The following is a 15,122-nucleotide window of genomic DNA, read 5'->3' as shown; positions in this document are numbered from 1 at the left end:
CGATGTCGGGAAGCAGCACCTATCAGGCCGATCAACCGGCACGCGATCCCGCACGGATGCCGGCCGGCCAGCCAGCACCGCCCGGGCCGCATGGCCCGGCCCAGCCGGGCAGCCTGCGGGGCATCATCCTCAACGGCTTTCAGCACATCGAGCCGAATATCGTCGCGGTGTCCATCGCCGGCGCGGTGATGATGCCGGCCTATTGGATGGTGTGGACCTTCCTGTTTCCGCAGGCCTACGAGAACCTGCCGATGCGGCTGGCGGGCTCCGCCTTGTGTCTGAGCCTGGTCTTCCGCCGCCGCTGGCCCGGCCGTCTGCAGGCGGCGACGCCGGTGGTCTGGCTGCTGATGCTGGGCTATTGCCTGCCCTTTTTCTTCACCTTCATGACGGTGATGAACGGCGGGTCGGTGATCTGGCAGATGTCGACGTTGACCGCCCTGTTCCTTCTGGTACTGCTGGTCGACTGGTTCAGCCTGATCATTCTGTTCATTCTGGGCACCAGCCTCGGCATCCTGGCGGCCCTGATCACCGGACCGCCCGGCCATGACATGGCGATCTATGCCGAATATGCGCCGATCCTGGCCTTCGGCCTGCTGGGCGGCGCCATCTTCAACTACAACGCCGCCAACAGCCGGGCGGTGCGTGAACGCGCCCTGGCCGAAAGCGGCCGCACCGCCGGGCGCATGGTGCAGACACCGCTGATGAGCATCCGCACCTCGGCCCGGTCGCTTGAAACCTATCTGCCGGGGCTGGTGCGCAGTCACCGCATCGCCCGCGCGCAGGGCGTGCCGGTCGAAAGCTTCGACGACGCGCATCTGGAAGCCCTGCTCCACGTGCCGGCGCGGATCGATGAAGACTGCGCCGATGTCGCCCGCAGACTGCAGGCCCTGGGCGATCCGGCCGATATCCGGCGGCGCCAGGGCTGATCCCGGACCATCAGCGACGGGACCATCAGCGACGGGATCACCAGTGACGGCACCACCAGCGACGGGGCCGGGCGTAAACGCCCGGTCCCCGGTCTGACCCGCATGACGGCGCGTGATGCGCATCAGGCCGCCGCCTGTTCCAGCCGCAGATCGCGCACCAGCAAGTCGCGGCACTGGCCCACGGCGTGGATCACCCGGTCCAGATCGGCATGGGTCAGGCCGCTGTTGACGGTCAACCGCACCAGCGAACGGCCCTTGGGCGTTGCCGGGGCGCAGAACACCGCACCGAAGATGCCGTGATCCTCCAACCGGTCGCGCAACTGCGCCGTGCCGGGTTCGAACCCGCCGATCAGCGAAATGATCGGCGCCGGGCTGTTGCCGACATCGATGCCCACATCCCTGAGGCCCGACCGCAGATAGGCGGTGTTCGCGAACAGCCGCGCCCGGCGATGGTCGTCGCCGCGCACCGCGTCGAGCGTTGCATGAAAGCCCGCGATTTCATGCGGCAGCACCGTGGAGCTGAAGATCGCGGGGCGCGAGGTATAGCGGAAATATTCCAGCGTCCGCTTCGTGCCGGCCACGATGCCGCCGCGTCCGACCATGGCCTTCGACAGGCTGAAGGTGCGGAAATGCACCCGGTGTTCCAGGCCCATCGCCGGCACCAGGCCGGCACCGCCGGGGCCGAACACGCCAACGCCGTGGCTTTCATCCACCACCAGCGTGCAGCCGGTCTGCTCGGCCAGATCGCACAGCTTGTCGAGCGGGCACAGATCGCCGCTGGTGCTGTAGACAGAATCGACCAGGATCACACCCGGGCCGTTCTTGGCGATCAGGCTGGCCAGATGGGTCATGTTGTTGTGGCGGAACGGCCGCGGCCTGGCGCCGGCGCTGTGAATGCCCTGCCACAGCGAGGCATGGCCATACAGATCCACATAGACCGGCGTTTCGGCGTCGGCGATCGCCTGGATCAGCCCGTCATTGGCGGCCCAGCCCGACTGGCACAGCGACACCGCCTCTGCCCCCAGGAATGCCGCCATCTCGCGCTCATAGCGGCTCTGGGCGTCCAGGAACTGCACGAACACGCCCGACATGAAGGTCTCGGTCTTCACGTCATCCAGTGCCGCGCGCAGTGCGCCGATGATCCTGCCGTCATCGGCGAGTGACAGATAATCATTATTGGCCAGCATGATGGAACCCGCCTGCGGGGCGCGGCCAACCGTGACATGATGGTCGGGATACTCGGCCTTCCATTCGGCGATCCGCCGGGTCAGTCCCGGCAGTTCGGCCGCAAGCCCGCCAAGGCTGCGGGGCTGGGCGGCGGCAAAGGGCTGCGGGCCGGCGAGGGTGCGGTGCATGCTGTCGATGGCGGAAGCGCGGACGGCGGCGATCTCGTTGGTGAGCATGTGTCATCTCCTGGAAGTCATGTCCGTCATCGGACAAGTGCTGGCGCCGGTCTGGCGCCGTTTCGGGTGATACGGGGAGCGATCTGGCATACTGGAACACTCTCAAGCTGCCCCCGATAGTGCAGATCAGCCCCTAAGCTACATGGGGACACAAGAGGATCTAATCATGAACTGAAACTTAACGATGATATTGATCACATGTCATTCATCTTTTAGCAGTGGAACTGGCACGCATATGGTGCATGACACGCAATGGTCATGACGCATGTCGTCGTTTATATACACAACTTATAGATGTGGAGCCGGTGCCATCGCGCAACGCAGGGCCGGCATGGCGGGGCACCCGATGACGATGTGATGACGGGAACGTGATCGGCAGCGATGGGGGGTTGATTGGCGCCGAACCGCCGACCGTCCTATCGTCCTCTTACGGCAGCGGAGAGGGAGCCCGGCCGACAGGCCCCGGGCATTCGCAATGCCGATCCAGATCAGGGAGATGACGACATGACCACCCGCGCCACGAATACCGCCATCGCATCCGCCATTGCCGGCGCCATGTCACTGGCCGCCATCGCGCTGTCCGCCCCCGCCGTGGCGGCCGATACCGAGAAGTGCTATGGCATTTCCAAGGCCGGCGAGAACGATTGCGCCAACAAGGCCGGCACCCATTCCTGCGCCGGCATGTCCAAGGCCGATTACGACGGCGGCGACTGGAAGGCGGTCGCCAAGGGTACGTGCCAGGAGATGGGCGGCATGCTGGATGCCTTCGAGGGCATGAACCCCAAGAAGGGCTGATCGCCCGGACGCCGCTTGCCCCAACGCCGCGGCATGCGCGCGGATATGCTTACGCCACCGTGGAGGTGCCGTCAGATGCCGGTCCAGGTCCGACCCGCTCACCCGCGCCGGGATGCATCATCCCGGCCGGGTGCCACCACCCTGCCCCGCAAGGCCGGGATCGGCCTCAGAACGCCGCACCTCCACCGGTTGCTCGACACAGCCGACATGGGCCCCAATCCCATAATACCACCTTGGGTTGAGGTACACGCCGAAAACTACATGAGCGCCCGCCCCGGCGCGGCGCCTCATCCACGGGCCCGGCATCTGGAACAGATCAGGGCGCTGATGCCGGTATCGCTGCACGGCGTCGGCCTGTCGCTCGGCTCGGCCGGCGGGATCGATCACGATCATCTGCGCCGTCTGGCAGATCTGGTCGACCGGATCGAGCCGGCGGCGGTGTCTGAACACGCGTCGTGGTGCCGGACCGCCGATGGCTGGGTCGACGACCTGCTGCCGGTGCCGATGACCACGGCCGGCCTGACGGTGCTGGCCGGCAATATCGGCCGGGCGCAGGACGTGCTGAAGCGCCCGCTGCTGATCGAAAACCCGTCGAGCTACATGCCGCTGGCCCATGACATGGACGAACCGGCCTTTCTGGCCGAACTGGTGCGTCGCACCGGCTGCGGCCTGCTTCTGGACGTCAACAACATTCAGGTCAGCGCGGTCAATCTCGGGGCCGATGCTGCGGCCTGGCTGGACGCGATGCCGTTCGCGGCGGTGGGCGAAATTCATATCGCCGGTCATGCCGTCGATGCCGATCCCGATGATCCATATGGCCCCCCCCTGCTGATCGACGATCATGGCCATCCGGTGTCGGACCCGGTCTGGGATCTGCTCGACCGCGCGCTTGCCCGCACCGGACCGGTGCCGGTTCTGCTGGAACGCGACACCAACCTGCCGGAATTCGAGGTGCTGATGGCCGAAGCCGCCCGTGCCGGGCGCGCGATCGACGCCACATGCGGCACGCATCAGATCATCGAGGCCGCGTCGTGACCGAAACCGTCGCCGCGCTTCAACATTTCCAGGATCAGGTCGCATCCATCGCCTGGGGCCGCCGACCGGTCGATCCCTCGGCCCTTCGGCCCTGGATGGCACCCGATGCGCCCGACAGGCTGATCGCCCGCCGGCTGGCCGTGCACCGGCGAAACGCGCTGGGCGCGGCTGTCCAGTCGCTGGAGGCCGCGTTTCCGGTGGTCGCGCGGATGGTCGGCCTGGATTGCTTCGCCGCCGTGGTGACACGGCATCTGCGGCATCAGCCACCATCGACGCCGCAATTGTCGCAATGGGGCGCCGGCTTCGCCGCCGATCTTGCGGCGGATCCCGATCTGGCGGCATGGCCGGCCGTGGCCGAGACCGCGCGGCTTGAATGGGCGCGGGTGGCGGTGTGGTTCGCGGTCGGCGCCGAGCATTTCACGCCCGGGGCAACGATCCCCGATCATCTGGCCGCCCATCCGGCGGCGCGGGTGATCGACAGCCCCTGCCCGATCCTGTCGCTGTGGCAGGCCCATCAGCCCGGAGCCAGCCTCACCATCCATCAGGCGGCGGATGCCGGCCCGGAAACCGTGCTGGTGGTTCGCCGCGATGACCGCATCGGCCTGCATCCACTGCCACCGGGCGCCGTTCATCTGTTCAATGCCCTGAATTCTGCCGACGGAGCGGTCGCTCTGGCCGAGGCCGCGCGCCGGGCGCTCGCCGCCGATCCGGCGCTCGATCTGGCCACGGCGCTGGGCCTGCTGGTCGCCCACGGCGCCTTGACCGCGGTGGCGATGCCGCAGGATCGCTGACCTCTTCATCAGTCAAAGGAACCACAGCATGTCCTCAGCCCTGTCCACGGCCAAGGCCGCGCTGCCGCGACGCCTGCTCATCCGCTATCTCTCATTGCCGGGCGCCGGCAACGGTCTGCTGATCGGCGCGGCGCTGCTGGCCCTGCGGCTGTGGCTGGCACGGCCGTTCTTCCAGGCCGGGATGCTGCGGGTCGATCACTGGCCAAGCCAGACCTTCCTGTTCGGCGAGATCCATCCCCTGCCCGGCGTCGATCCGCTGTTCGCCGCCATCGTCACCACGAGCGCCGAACTGACCCTGCCGGTGCTGCTGGCGCTGGGCCTGTTCGCCCGCCCGGCGGCGCTTGGACTGGCGGTGATGGCCGCCATGATCTATCTGGTCATAGGCCAGACCCCGCAGGGGATGGAGAACGGCATCGCCGTCGCCTCTGAACAACTGCCCTGGGTGGCCGCCGGCCTGATCATCGCCGCCGCCGGCGCCGGCCGCCTGTCGCTGGACCGGCTGCTCGCCCGCAGATATGGCCTCTGAGGGGGCATCATGCCCGGCCGAAGATGCAAAACGGGCGCCCGGCATCTGCGGGCGCCCGTTTCGCGTCGACTTGAATCCGGTCTCGGCCGTCAACCCAGCGGCATGCCAAGCGCACGCTTGTACAGCTCAAGCAATTCGTCCTGCTCGGCCACGTCATGCGGCTCCATCTTGCGGATCTTCAGGATCTGGCGCATGACCTTGGTGTCGAAGCCGTTACCCTTTGCTTCGGCGAAGATCTCGCGGATATTGGCGGCAATCCCCGCCTTCTCTTCTTCCAGCCGCTCGATCCGATCGATATACGAGCGCAGGACGTCGCCCGCGATGCCGCCGACCTCGGTCATGGATCGTATCCCCGTCTCTTGATGTCACGTGACGCATCGTCGGCGACCCATGCCGCCAGCGCATCGGGCCGCCGGAGCATCTGGCCAACCGACCATCCACCCTGGATGGCCTTGGGCGCCAAGGGCGGCAAGATAGCCGCTGGCGACGTCAGGCGCAACGCTGTCGCTCCGCCCGCGCCGCGTGCCGCCGGATCCCCGCGTCGCGTGCGGCCGGATCAAGGCTTTTCGGGTGCCTTGGCGGCGAAGGCTGCCTGCTGCTCGGGGGTCGCCTCGGTCTGGTGCAGCGCCTTCCAGTCGGCATAGGCCATGCCATAGATCCGCTCGCGGGCTGCGTCCTTGCTGATCTCCTGGCCGCGTTCGGCCGCGGCATCGGCATACCAGTTCGACAGGCAGTTGCGGCAGAACCCGGCCAGGTTCATCAGGTCGATGTTCTGCACCTCGGGCCGGTCGCGCAGATGCTGGACCAGGCGGCGGAAGGCCGCGGCTTCGAGTTCGGTCTGGCTGGTCTGGTCGGTCATGACGCTTGTCCTTCACACTGTCTGTTGGTTCGGCATCGGCAGCGCCGGCATTGGCCGGGTGCACATGTCGCTGATCCGCATGTCCAGGGTCGGATCGCGGCCGTTATGGGGCGGCGGCGGTTTCAGTCCAGTGACGCCAGCGCCGCCGACAGCCCGGCCGCGATCCGCCCGGCCCAGGCGGCGGCCCCGGCCGGATCGGCGATCAGATCCTGGCGGATCTCCAACGCCACATAAGGCAGGCCGCGATGTTCGCCATGGACTTCGGTGGTGTAGCCACGCACAAGTTGCAGCGAATAGGGCTGGTTGTCACCCACCACGATGCCGGTCTGGCTGCCCAGGCTGGCAAGCAGCGGCCGGGCCAGACGGTCATCGCGCCCCCACAGCACGCCGACATGCCAGGGCCGCGGCACGCCCTCCATCCGGTCGGTGCAGGAATGCACCGCGACCAGCGCCGGCCGCCGGCCCGCCGCCACCTGCCGGGTGATCAACCGGCAGGTGGCGGCGTGATAGGGATGGAAGATGCGGGCCGCGCGGGCGTGACGTTCCTCAGCCGACGCCCCGCGATTGCCCGGCACCTCGATCCCGTCGCTCTGTGCCAGCAGCGAGGCCGGATCGTCGAGGAACCGGTTCACGTCGAGCACAAGACGCGACACGGTGGCGAGCACCGCCGGCGCGCCGAAGGCACCGGCCAGCCGGCGGGTGATGTCGGCCGCCCCGATATCCCAGGCGATGTGCAGCGCCAGCGCCGCCGGCGGCAGGCCCAGCCCGGCCAGATCGGGCGGAATCACGTTGCTCGCGTGATCGCAGATGAAGATGACATCGGCCATCCGGTCGCCATTGACGATGTCGGGAACGACACGGGCAGCGTCGGAATGGATCGGCATCGGGCGATCGGGCATGCGTGCCTTGCTGTCACAGGCCAAGACGACAGGACGAAGACCTCGGAACCACCCAAGGCTAGCAGCCGGCGCCTCCGGAGGCCAGAGCAACGGCGGCGACCAGATCGGCGGCACCGGCATTGCCCAGATGGTCGAGCAGCACCCGCCCCTTGGCCGCCGTGGCATCGCGCGGCGCGCCGATCACGCCGCTTTCGGTATAGGCGGCCATGCCAAGCTCGGTCAGCCGCGGCCGCTCGCGCGCGCCATCGGCGGGCGGCAGATCCGCCGCCACCGCATCGGGGCATCCGGCCAGCAGGATCGAGGTTTCGATTTCCCCGGCATGCATGTCTTCCGACAGGCTGCGCGCGATCCCGGCGGCGGCGAGCGCCCCGCGCCAATGGTCGCGGCCGGGCAACAGCAGGGTGCGCGGACCACAGCCCGGCAGATTCAGTTCCTGGGCCACATTCGACAGCACGTAATTGCCGCCATGGGCATTGACGATCGCCAGCACGCCCACCCCCTGCCCGGCCAGCCCGGCGGCAATATCCTCGACCACAGCCGCCAGCGTGCGGGCGCTGATCCAGACAGCCCCCGGAAAGCCCGCATGCTCCTGCGAGCAACTGACCGGCAGCGGTGGCAGCAGCAGGGTCGCCTGCGCCATGTCGGGCGGCAGCGCGCCGTGGACGGCGCCGGCAACGAGCGCCGCGATCAGGCTATCGGTGGTCATCGGCAGATGGGGGCCGTGCTGCTCGAACGACCCGACCGGCAGGATCGCCGCCACCGGCGGATGGCTGCGACGTTCGGGCAATCGCTGATGGATCGGGATCATGGCGGGCTCATTCCTGCCGGGTGGATATCGACGCGGCGTGGTTGTAGGCTTGCGCCCGCAGCATGGCGCGGACCGCAGGCCTTGCCAAGCCACAGCGATCGCGGCCACCGTCGCACGGTCCGAGCCCCTATTCTCTCACGCGCAGCGGACAGCCAGATGACACCGCCCTTCAGCCTGCAAGACGACGATGCCCTGCTCCGCCGCCTGTTCGATGTCGGGCTCGCGGCCGCACTGCCCTCGCCCGACCTGCTGCGCCCGCATCTGCCCGAGCCGCCCCCAGGCCGCACATTGGTGCTTGGCGCCGGCAAGGCCGCGGCATCCATGGCGGCGGCCATTGAGGCCCTGACCGGCGACTGGCCGGTTCCTCCGCAAGGTCTGGTCATCGCCCCTTACGGGCATGGCGCGCCCACGCAGCGTATCCAGGTGGTGGAAGCGGCCCATCCGGTGCCTGATGCGGCAGGCCAGAATGCCAGCGCCGCCCTGATCGCCGCCGCCGGCACGCTTGGCCCCGACGACCTGCTGCTGGCGCTGATCTCAGGCGGCGGCTCGGCACTGGCGGCAGCGCCGGTGGCGGGGGTGACGCTCGACGACAAGCGTGCGGTCACCCGCGCCCTGCTGGCGTCGGGTGCGCCGATCGGCGCCATCAACACCGTCCGCAAGCATCTGTCGGCGATCAAGGGCGGGCGTCTGGCCGCGGCGGCGGCGCCGGCACGGATCGTGACCCTGGCGATCTCCGACGTCGCCGGCGACGACCGGTCCACCATTGCCTCAGGGCCGACCGTGCCCGATCCGACGACACTGGCCGACGCCCGCGCCGTGCTGGCCCGTTTCGGCATCACGCCGCCGCCATCGGTGGCGGCGGCCCTGAACGATCCGGCGAACGAGACCCCGAAGCCCGGCGACACCGCCTTCGCCCGTGCCGATTATCGGATGGTCGCGACCCCCATGCTGTCGCTGGATGCCGCGGCCGCGGAAGCCCGGCGCCTGGGCCTGTCGCCGCTGGTGCTGGGCGACCGGATCGAGGGCGAGGCCCGAGAGGTCGGCCGCGCCCTGGCCGGCATGGCGCTTTCCGTCGCGGCCCATGGCCAGCCGGTGGCGGCACCCGCCGTGCTGCTGTCGGGTGGTGAAACCACGGTGACGGTGCGGGGCAACGGCCGGGGTGGCCGCAATGTCGAATGGCTGCTGGCGGCGATGCTGGCGCTGGATGGTCATGCCGGCATCCATGCGCTGGCGGCAGATACCGACGGCATCGACGGCGCCGAGCGGATCGCCGGCGCCGTGATCCACCCCGACAGCATCGCCCGCGCCCGGGCGCTTGGCCTGGACCCGGTGGCCATGCTTGAGACCAACGATGCCCACAGCCTGTTCGAGGCGCTGGGCGATCAGGTCGTCACCGGTGCCACCCGCACCAATGTCAACGACTTCCGCGCCATCCTGATCAGATAGCGGCCAGCCCGCTGCCAGCCGGCTATACCATGCCGTCGGCGGCCCAGCCGGCCAGCACCTCAGGGGTGACCGGCAGCCAGTCGGGCAGCGGCGGGTTCGACGGGTCGCCGTGATAGGCCGCGATCCAGCCGAGCGCGCGGGCGTTGAGATCGATCATCAGGGCATACAGATCCAGCGCCAGACGCACGTCGGCCGTGCCGATGCGTGGGATTTCAGCGCCCAGCCGGCGGGGCATGGTGGTGTGGTCCAGCCCGGCATTGACCCGCTGATGGGCGGTGGCGGTGTCTTCCGCCGCCGCACCGATGCCGGCTGACGCCAGCCAGTCATTGGTGGGGTTGGGGGCGCCGGGCAGGCCTTCGGTCACGATCAGCGCCGGCAGGAAGGCGGCAGGCGCCCGTTCGGCGATCTGGCCCAGCAACTCGACATAGGCGGTAAACGGCGGCAGCGGCAGGCTGGCCGGCACTGCCCGCGCATCCAGCCCCACCGCGATACAGGCCGCCAGTTCATGGGCCTCGTGGCCACTTTCCTCGACATGATAGCGCCGCATCCGCGCCCGCAGGCCCGACCGCAGCCCCATGCGCATCGCCGGCAGGAAGATGTCGGTGATCCGCGCCGACACGTGGTACTGAGCCAGATAGATGCCGCGCGCCAGCGCCAGGGCCCGATCGGGTGCCGCCCCCCGCAGCAGTGCCCCCAGCCGGTCGGCCCCGGCCGCCGCCACCAGTGACGGGGTCGCGGCTTCAGCCGCATGGATCAGGCCGATACCGGTCGACGGCAGATCGATATCCGCCGGCAGCAGCGCCCGGCGCCCGGCACCGGGCAGCCCGGCCAGCACCAGACCGGTCGCCAGCACGCCCAGATGGCGTTCCACCTCGCCCGCGTCATACAGGCAACCATCCGGCAGCAGCAGGCCGGGCATCGCCGCCACCGCCGGCACCACCCGGGTCAGCAGCCGGCCGGCCGCGATCAGGCTGGCGGGTGCGGTCACCGCCCAGCCATCGACCAGGGCGGTCAGCACCGCGTCATGAAAGCCTGTGCGGCCGGATGCCAGCAGCGGCGGCGCGAATGGCCCGGTGGTCACCCCGCCCGCCGCCAGATGCCGGGTCCGCTCCAGCAGATCGGCCCCCAGCCGGTCGACCGCGATATCATCCACCGATGACAGGCGCCGCGCCGCCGCCAGCCAGCCGGCGGCGCGGTCCACCGCCCGCGCGATCCGCGCGCGATCGGCGGTCAGGCTGTCGGCGCCGTCATCGGCTTCCGCCACCAGCCCCAGCCGGTCCAGGCATTCGATCAGATCGACCAGACCATCGGGGCCGGGATCGCCGCCGGCCAGGCGCTGGCGGGCACGCCGGGCAGCATCGCCGGCGATCTGCCGCCAGCCCCCGTCATCGGGATCGGTCAGCCGGGCAAGCAAGGCGGCCAGCACGTCCGCGTCGATGCCATCGGGGGCCAGATCGGCCATGATCGCGCCCCGGCCGATCCGCAGGCCGCCATCGCCCGCCACCTCCACCCGGTCCAGCACCAGCCGCGGCCGGCGATAGGCACCCACGCTCCACGGGGCCGGTTCGTCATCCGGGTGCGGCATCGCAGTCATGACGGCACACCGCCGTTGCCGGCCACCGCCCGCCGCGATGCCGGCAGGCGCAGCGCCGGGCGCACGTCATCGCCGGGCCCGTAATGATGCAGGATGCGCCGTTCCAGACGGTCGAAGCCTTCCAGAAGCTGCACCGCCGCCTTCAGCACCACCAGCACCTGTTCGGCACCGACGAAATCGCGCAGCGCCATCAGACGCGCGGAGATGTCGCCATGGCCGCCATCGTCATTCAGCCCGGCATGCCAGACCAGCGGCGACCAGAACCCGTCCGGCAGGTCCAGCGCCCGGGCCCGCGCCACCAGCAGATCATGAAAGGTCGCGGCCGGTCGCTCGAACAGGAACAGCAGCGCCTCGAAGCTGACCGGATCCTGCGCCGCCAGCACGCCGAGCGTGGCGGTCAGCGCGAAGCTTTCCGGCAGCGGCACCAGATCGTCGAGCAGATCTTCATCCAGACCGACCGCGCCCAGAGCCTGGGCGAGCGTGCGGTCATGCCCCACCTCGTCGGCCAGAAAGCGCTCCATCAGCCGGGTGCGGGCCGGCGGGCCGGCATGGGCCAGGGCCGGCGCCACGGCCCGTGGCCCCATCCGGACGATCTGATGATATTCGATCGCATAGCCCACCACCTGGGCGCGCGACGCGCTGCCCTCGGCGAAGGCATGGGCCAGGCTGCCGGTGCAGATCCGGCGTTCGGCGGCGGCGATGAACCGGCGGAGTTCCCGCATCGCCTGCACGCCCGACACGCCCCGCACCTGCCCCGGATCGGCATCGTCCAGCAGCCCCAGCCCGTCGAGCGTCGACAGCAGCCCGTCCAGGCCATCGGCGAAGCCGGGCGCCACCGCCGCCAGCCGCCCGCGATCGGCCCCCGTGCCCAGGGCCTGCATCAGCCGCACCGCCTCGTCGGCGCCCTCGGGCAGGATGTCGATCACACAGCCCTGATCGCCATAATCCAGCCGGACATGATCGGCCGCGCAGTCGACACCGACACCCGCCCGCAGCCGTGGCCGGCGCGGCACCGGCGGCAGGGCGGCCGCCGGATCGGCGGTCAGCGGCAGGGCGATCGACATCAGCACGGTATCGGGCGCGAAGCTTTCCACCCGCCGCAGCCGGTCGCCCGGTGCGGCATAGTGATCGAGGATCGCCGAATAGAAATCGTCATACAGCGCGACGAACAGGTCGAGCCCGTCTGAAACCCGGCGGATGTCATCCTCGCCCACCCCATCCAGCGCATCGAAGATCTCGCGGGTCAGCATGCCATGTTCGCCGGTCATGTTGATGCCGGCATGGGCACGGATCGGCCCCACGAAGGCCTCGTCCAGCCCCCGGCGTTCGGCCGCGGTCACGAAGCTGTCGACGGCGATGTCGCGCCCCTCCAGCACACCCAATGTGGCGAAGAACAGCAGCGGATCGGTGCGTGCCCAATGGCTGAGGGCGTTGGCCAGCGCCATGGTTTCCGGCAGCGGCACGGTCCGGGCCAGCATCTCGCGGTCGATGCCCACCGACACCAGCGCCTTCAGGATCAGCTCGTCATGGCCGGTTTCTTCGGCATAGAAGCGGTTCATCGCCACCCGGGCGGGCGTGCTGCCGGTCCAGGCCAGGACCGGGCTGTCGAACCAGCTTTCCCGGAACAGGAAGTGATAATTCTCGATCGCCATGCCATGAAACACCCGCTCGGGCACCGCATGCGGATCATCCAGCATCGCCCGCCAGAACCGGTTGCGATAGAGCGTCCTGAACAGCAGCCGATTGGTGCGGTCTTCCAGAGCCAGCAGTGCCGCACGGCCCGATCGGGCATGGGGTGCCGCCACCTCGTCGATCAGGTCGTGGGCGGCCAGATCGTCGATCAGCCGGCCGATGCCCTGGCCGGCGGCGCTTCCCGCCGCCCGCACCAGATCGACGGCACCGGCGCCGCCATCGATCAGCCGCAGCACCTGCCCCAGCGCGTGGGCATCGATGCCATCAGGCGCCAGGACGAAGCGGCTGTCGCCGCGATCGAGCGACAAACCGCCGGCATCCTCGACGATCCGGGCGGCAAGCCTGGGCTTCAAAGGGCGTGCGGTGGATGGATCGGGGCTGTGCATGACGGCTGGCACCTCGGGACGACGCGACGGGGACCGGACCGGACCGGGTCAGGACTTGAAGGCAGAGGGGTCGCCGCCGCCAAAGGCGGCGGCGACAGCCGCACCCGATACGACGCCCGCGGGGCGGCGTGCGGCCGGGTCCAGCATCACATCGACGATCGCCGGCACACCCTGTTCGGCGGCACGCCGGGCACGCTCCAACGCCGGGCGGATGTCACGCGCGCGCTCCACCCGCTCGCCATGGCCGCCCAGCGCCTCGGCCAGCCGGTCATAGCGCGCATGCCGGCTCAACGACTGGGCGTCGAGGCAGCGATCGCCAAAAATATCGGCATGGAAATTGCGCATCTCGCCCCAGGCGCCGTCATTGCCGATCAGCACCACGAAGCCCAGGCGCTGGCGCACCGCGCTGTCGATTTCCATGGCATTGAATCCGAAGGCGCCATCGCCCATCACCGCCAGAACCGGCGCCTGCGGCCGGGCAAGGCGGGCCGCCATCGCGAAGGGCAGCCCCACGCCCAGGCAGCCGAAGGGGCCGGGGTCCAGCCAATGGCCAGGGCGCCCCACCTGGATGGCGCCGGCGGTCTCGGCGATCACGTCGCCGCCATCGCCGATCGCCACCGTCTCGGCATCGGCGAAGCGCGCGGCCTCGGCGGCGAAACGGATATGATCGATGATGCCGTCCTCGTCGGCCAGACGCACCGCCCGTGCTGTCGCCGCACGAACATCGCGCGCCTTCAGCCCCTGCAACCAGTCACCCGGCACCCGGTGGCCGCCGGTCTCGAACGCCTCGGCCAGTGCGGTGACGAACCGGCGCGGACAGGCGGTGATGCCCATCACCGCACCGCGATTGCGGCCCAGCCGTGACGGATCGGCATCGACATGAACCACGACCGCATCGGGGTGGAACAGCGGCGGCTGGCCATAATTCAGCCGGAAATCGAAATCGACCCCGATCGCCAGCACCAGATCCGCCCGCGGCAGAGCGCGTGCCCGGTCGGATGCGATCATCGCCGGGTGATCGGGTGGCAGGATGCCGCGCGCCGCACCATTGGCGAAGACCGGGCAGCCGGTCTCACGCGTCAACCGGTCCAGCGCCGCCTCGGCCCCCGCCCAGTACACCCCTGAGCCCACCAGGATCAGCGGCGTGCGGGCCGCGCGCAGCAGGGCGGCAGTCTTGGCCACGGCATCCGGATCGGCGCCCGGCCCATGGCTCTGGCCGCGCCCACCCGCCAGCGCCACCTGATCGGCCGGCAACCGGGTCATCAGCAGATCGAAGGGCAGATCGATGGCGACCGGCGCCGGTCGTGGCACCATGGCCGCGGCAGCCGTTTCGGCAATGACCGATGGCAGCCGCCAGGCATCCAGCGGCAGGGCCGCGACCCGGGTCACCGGCTTCAGCATGTCAAGCTGTGGCGCTTCCTGAAGCGCGCCCATGCCGTCGGTCGCGATCGGGTTGCGACCGCAGAGCAGCATCAACGGGCTGCCCGCCGACCAGGCATTGGCAACCGCCACCGCCGCCCCCGCGACGCCGGGGCCCGCGGTCGCGGCACTGGCCTGCACCTGCCGGGTCAGCCGCGCCATGGCATCGGCCGCATGGGCGGCGGCCTGTTCATGGCGGAAATCCACCAGCCGGATGCCGGCGCGGTCGCAGCCGTCGAACAGCGGCGACAGATGGCCGCCGGTCAGGGTGAACAGGTGGCCGATGCCAAGCTGCGCCAACTGGGCTGCGACCACCGTGCCGCCATGCACCAGCGCCTGAACGGGAGCAGGAACAGGCGCCGGACTGTCGCCGGCCTCGGCGACACCGGCCGATGATGAGGTGCGGAGCTGTGACATGGCATCGGATGCTTGGGGGATGGGCAGGCATGGTGTCCAGGCCGACCGTGCGCGCCGGGGCGCGCCCCCCGGGCGGGCCGGCGCCGCCGCCCCGGGGACGCGGTGGGCGGCCGGGCACCGCGCCAG

General features: G+C 69.8%; 14 protein-coding genes. 6 read left to right on the top strand and 8 right to left on the bottom strand.

Going from position 1 to position 15,122, the window contains the following annotated elements:
• The first annotated feature begins 2 nt into the window (after positions 1-2).
• On the top strand, positions 3-926 hold the full coding sequence (locus tag WG924_RS16375) for a CAI-1 autoinducer sensor kinase/phosphatase cqsS (protein WP_345934161.1): 924 nt from the start codon (positions 3-5) through the stop codon (positions 924-926).
• 122 nt (positions 927-1,048) lie between these two features.
• On the opposite strand, the gene cqsA is transcribed toward WG924_RS16375, so the two are convergent.
• Positions 1,049-2,329: an alpha-hydroxyketone-type quorum-sensing autoinducer synthase gene (cqsA, locus tag WG924_RS16370; protein WP_345934159.1), complete on the bottom strand. Its 1,281-nt coding sequence runs from the start codon at positions 2,327-2,329 to the stop codon at positions 1,049-1,051.
• Positions 2,330-2,833: 504 nt separating this feature from the next.
• On the opposite strand from cqsA, the gene WG924_RS16365 reads away from it, so the two are divergent.
• Genes WG924_RS16365 through WG924_RS16350 form a run of 4 tightly spaced genes read left to right on the top strand, consistent with a single transcriptional unit; the run spans position 2,834 to position 5,476 of the window.
• Positions 2,834-3,124, top strand: coding sequence for a BufA1 family periplasmic bufferin-type metallophore (locus WG924_RS16365; RefSeq protein ID WP_345934157.1), 291 nt, complete (start codon positions 2,834-2,836; stop codon positions 3,122-3,124).
• Positions 3,125-3,157: 33 nt separating this feature from the next.
• On the top strand, positions 3,158-4,159 hold the full coding sequence (bufB, locus tag WG924_RS16360) for an MNIO family bufferin maturase (RefSeq protein WP_372045058.1): 1,002 nt from the start codon (positions 3,158-3,160) through the stop codon (positions 4,157-4,159).
• Complete coding sequence (locus WG924_RS16355; protein WP_345934156.1) at positions 4,156-4,950, top strand: HvfC/BufC family peptide modification chaperone; 795 nt, start codon at positions 4,156-4,158, stop codon at positions 4,948-4,950. The genes bufB and WG924_RS16355 overlap by 4 nt, the downstream gene beginning before the upstream one ends.
• A gap of 28 nt (positions 4,951-4,978) precedes the next feature.
• Positions 4,979-5,476, top strand: a complete 498-nt coding sequence (locus WG924_RS16350; protein WP_345934155.1) for a DoxX family protein — start codon at positions 4,979-4,981, stop codon at positions 5,474-5,476.
• 89 nt (positions 5,477-5,565) lie between these two features.
• On the opposite strand, the gene WG924_RS16345 is transcribed toward WG924_RS16350, so the two are convergent.
• The 4 genes from WG924_RS16345 to WG924_RS16330 all read right to left on the bottom strand — a co-directional run bounded on the left by WG924_RS16345 (position 5,566) and on the right by WG924_RS16330 (position 8,042).
• On the bottom strand, positions 5,566-5,817 hold the full coding sequence (locus WG924_RS16345) for a DUF2312 domain-containing protein (protein WP_188573940.1): 252 nt from the start codon (positions 5,815-5,817) through the stop codon (positions 5,566-5,568).
• Positions 5,818-6,032: 215 nt separating this feature from the next.
• On the bottom strand, positions 6,033-6,335 hold the full coding sequence (locus WG924_RS16340) for a DUF1244 domain-containing protein (RefSeq protein WP_345934153.1): 303 nt from the start codon (positions 6,333-6,335) through the stop codon (positions 6,033-6,035).
• Positions 6,336-6,457: 122 nt separating this feature from the next.
• Complete coding sequence (locus WG924_RS16335; protein ID WP_345934152.1) at positions 6,458-7,234, bottom strand: N-formylglutamate amidohydrolase; 777 nt, start codon at positions 7,232-7,234, stop codon at positions 6,458-6,460.
• A 58-nt stretch (positions 7,235-7,292) separates the two neighbouring features.
• A complete protein-coding gene (locus tag WG924_RS16330) occupies positions 7,293-8,042 on the bottom strand; it encodes a creatininase family protein (protein WP_345934151.1) in 750 nt (249 codons plus the stop codon).
• A 156-nt stretch (positions 8,043-8,198) separates the two neighbouring features.
• Here WG924_RS16330 and WG924_RS16325 point away from each other — a divergent pair, with 156 nt between their 5' ends.
• On the top strand, positions 8,199-9,488 hold the full coding sequence (locus WG924_RS16325) for a glycerate kinase type-2 family protein (RefSeq protein WP_345934150.1): 1,290 nt from the start codon (positions 8,199-8,201) through the stop codon (positions 9,486-9,488).
• 22 nt (positions 9,489-9,510) lie between these two features.
• Here WG924_RS16325 and WG924_RS16320 read toward each other — a convergent pair whose 3' ends face one another.
• Genes WG924_RS16320 through WG924_RS16310 form a run of 3 tightly spaced genes read right to left on the bottom strand, consistent with a single transcriptional unit; the run spans position 9,511 to position 14,996 of the window.
• Positions 9,511-11,082: a hypothetical protein gene (locus tag WG924_RS16320; protein ID WP_345934149.1), complete on the bottom strand. Its 1,572-nt coding sequence runs from the start codon at positions 11,080-11,082 to the stop codon at positions 9,511-9,513.
• Complete coding sequence (locus tag WG924_RS16315; RefSeq protein ID WP_345934148.1) at positions 11,079-13,160, bottom strand: iron-containing redox enzyme family protein; 2,082 nt, start codon at positions 13,158-13,160, stop codon at positions 11,079-11,081. Before WG924_RS16315 ends, WG924_RS16320 begins: the two co-directional genes overlap by 4 nt.
• Before the next feature lie 48 nt (positions 13,161-13,208).
• On the bottom strand, positions 13,209-14,996 hold the full coding sequence (locus WG924_RS16310) for a thiamine pyrophosphate-binding protein (RefSeq protein WP_345934147.1): 1,788 nt from the start codon (positions 14,994-14,996) through the stop codon (positions 13,209-13,211).
• Between the last annotated feature and the right edge of the window lie 126 nt (positions 14,997-15,122).

Origin of the sequence: Tistrella arctica, from assembly GCF_039630945.1 — a bacterium.
In the GTDB taxonomy this organism is placed as follows: domain Bacteria; phylum Pseudomonadota; class Alphaproteobacteria; order Tistrellales; family Tistrellaceae; genus Tistrella; species Tistrella bauzanensis.
Note: the sequence above shows the minus strand (reverse complement) of the source record. Positions and strands in the feature narration are given on the sequence as shown.

Bases quoted from the DNA above. Each gene is read 5' to 3' on its own strand.
- WG924_RS16340 (WP_345934153.1), bottom strand. From the start codon at position 6,335: ATGACCGACCAGACCAGCCAGACCGAACTCGAAGCCGCGGCCTTCCGC.
- WG924_RS16350 (WP_345934155.1), top strand. From the start codon at position 4,979: ATGTCCTCAGCCCTGTCCACGGCCAAGGCCGCGCTGCCGCGACGCCTG.
- bufB (WP_372045058.1), top strand. From the start codon at position 3,158: ATGCGCGCGGATATGCTTACGCCACCGTGGAGGTGCCGTCAGATGCCG.
- WG924_RS16325 (WP_345934150.1), top strand. From the start codon at position 8,199: ATGACACCGCCCTTCAGCCTGCAAGACGACGATGCCCTGCTCCGCCGC.
- WG924_RS16345 (WP_188573940.1), bottom strand. From the start codon at position 5,817: ATGACCGAGGTCGGCGGCATCGCGGGCGACGTCCTGCGCTCGTATATC.
- WG924_RS16335 (WP_345934152.1), bottom strand. From the start codon at position 7,234: ATGCCCGATCGCCCGATGCCGATCCATTCCGACGCTGCCCGTGTCGTT.
- WG924_RS16310 (WP_345934147.1), bottom strand. From the start codon at position 14,996: ATGTCACAGCTCCGCACCTCATCATCGGCCGGTGTCGCCGAGGCCGGC.
- WG924_RS16330 (WP_345934151.1), bottom strand. From the start codon at position 8,042: ATGATCCCGATCCATCAGCGATTGCCCGAACGTCGCAGCCATCCGCCG.
- WG924_RS16365 (WP_345934157.1), top strand. From the start codon at position 2,834: ATGACCACCCGCGCCACGAATACCGCCATCGCATCCGCCATTGCCGGC.
- WG924_RS16375 (WP_345934161.1), top strand. From the start codon at position 3: ATGTCGGGAAGCAGCACCTATCAGGCCGATCAACCGGCACGCGATCCC.
- WG924_RS16320 (WP_345934149.1), bottom strand. From the start codon at position 11,082: ATGACTGCGATGCCGCACCCGGATGACGAACCGGCCCCGTGGAGCGTG.
- cqsA (WP_345934159.1), bottom strand. From the start codon at position 2,329: ATGCTCACCAACGAGATCGCCGCCGTCCGCGCTTCCGCCATCGACAGC.
- WG924_RS16315 (WP_345934148.1), bottom strand. From the start codon at position 13,160: ATGCACAGCCCCGATCCATCCACCGCACGCCCTTTGAAGCCCAGGCTT.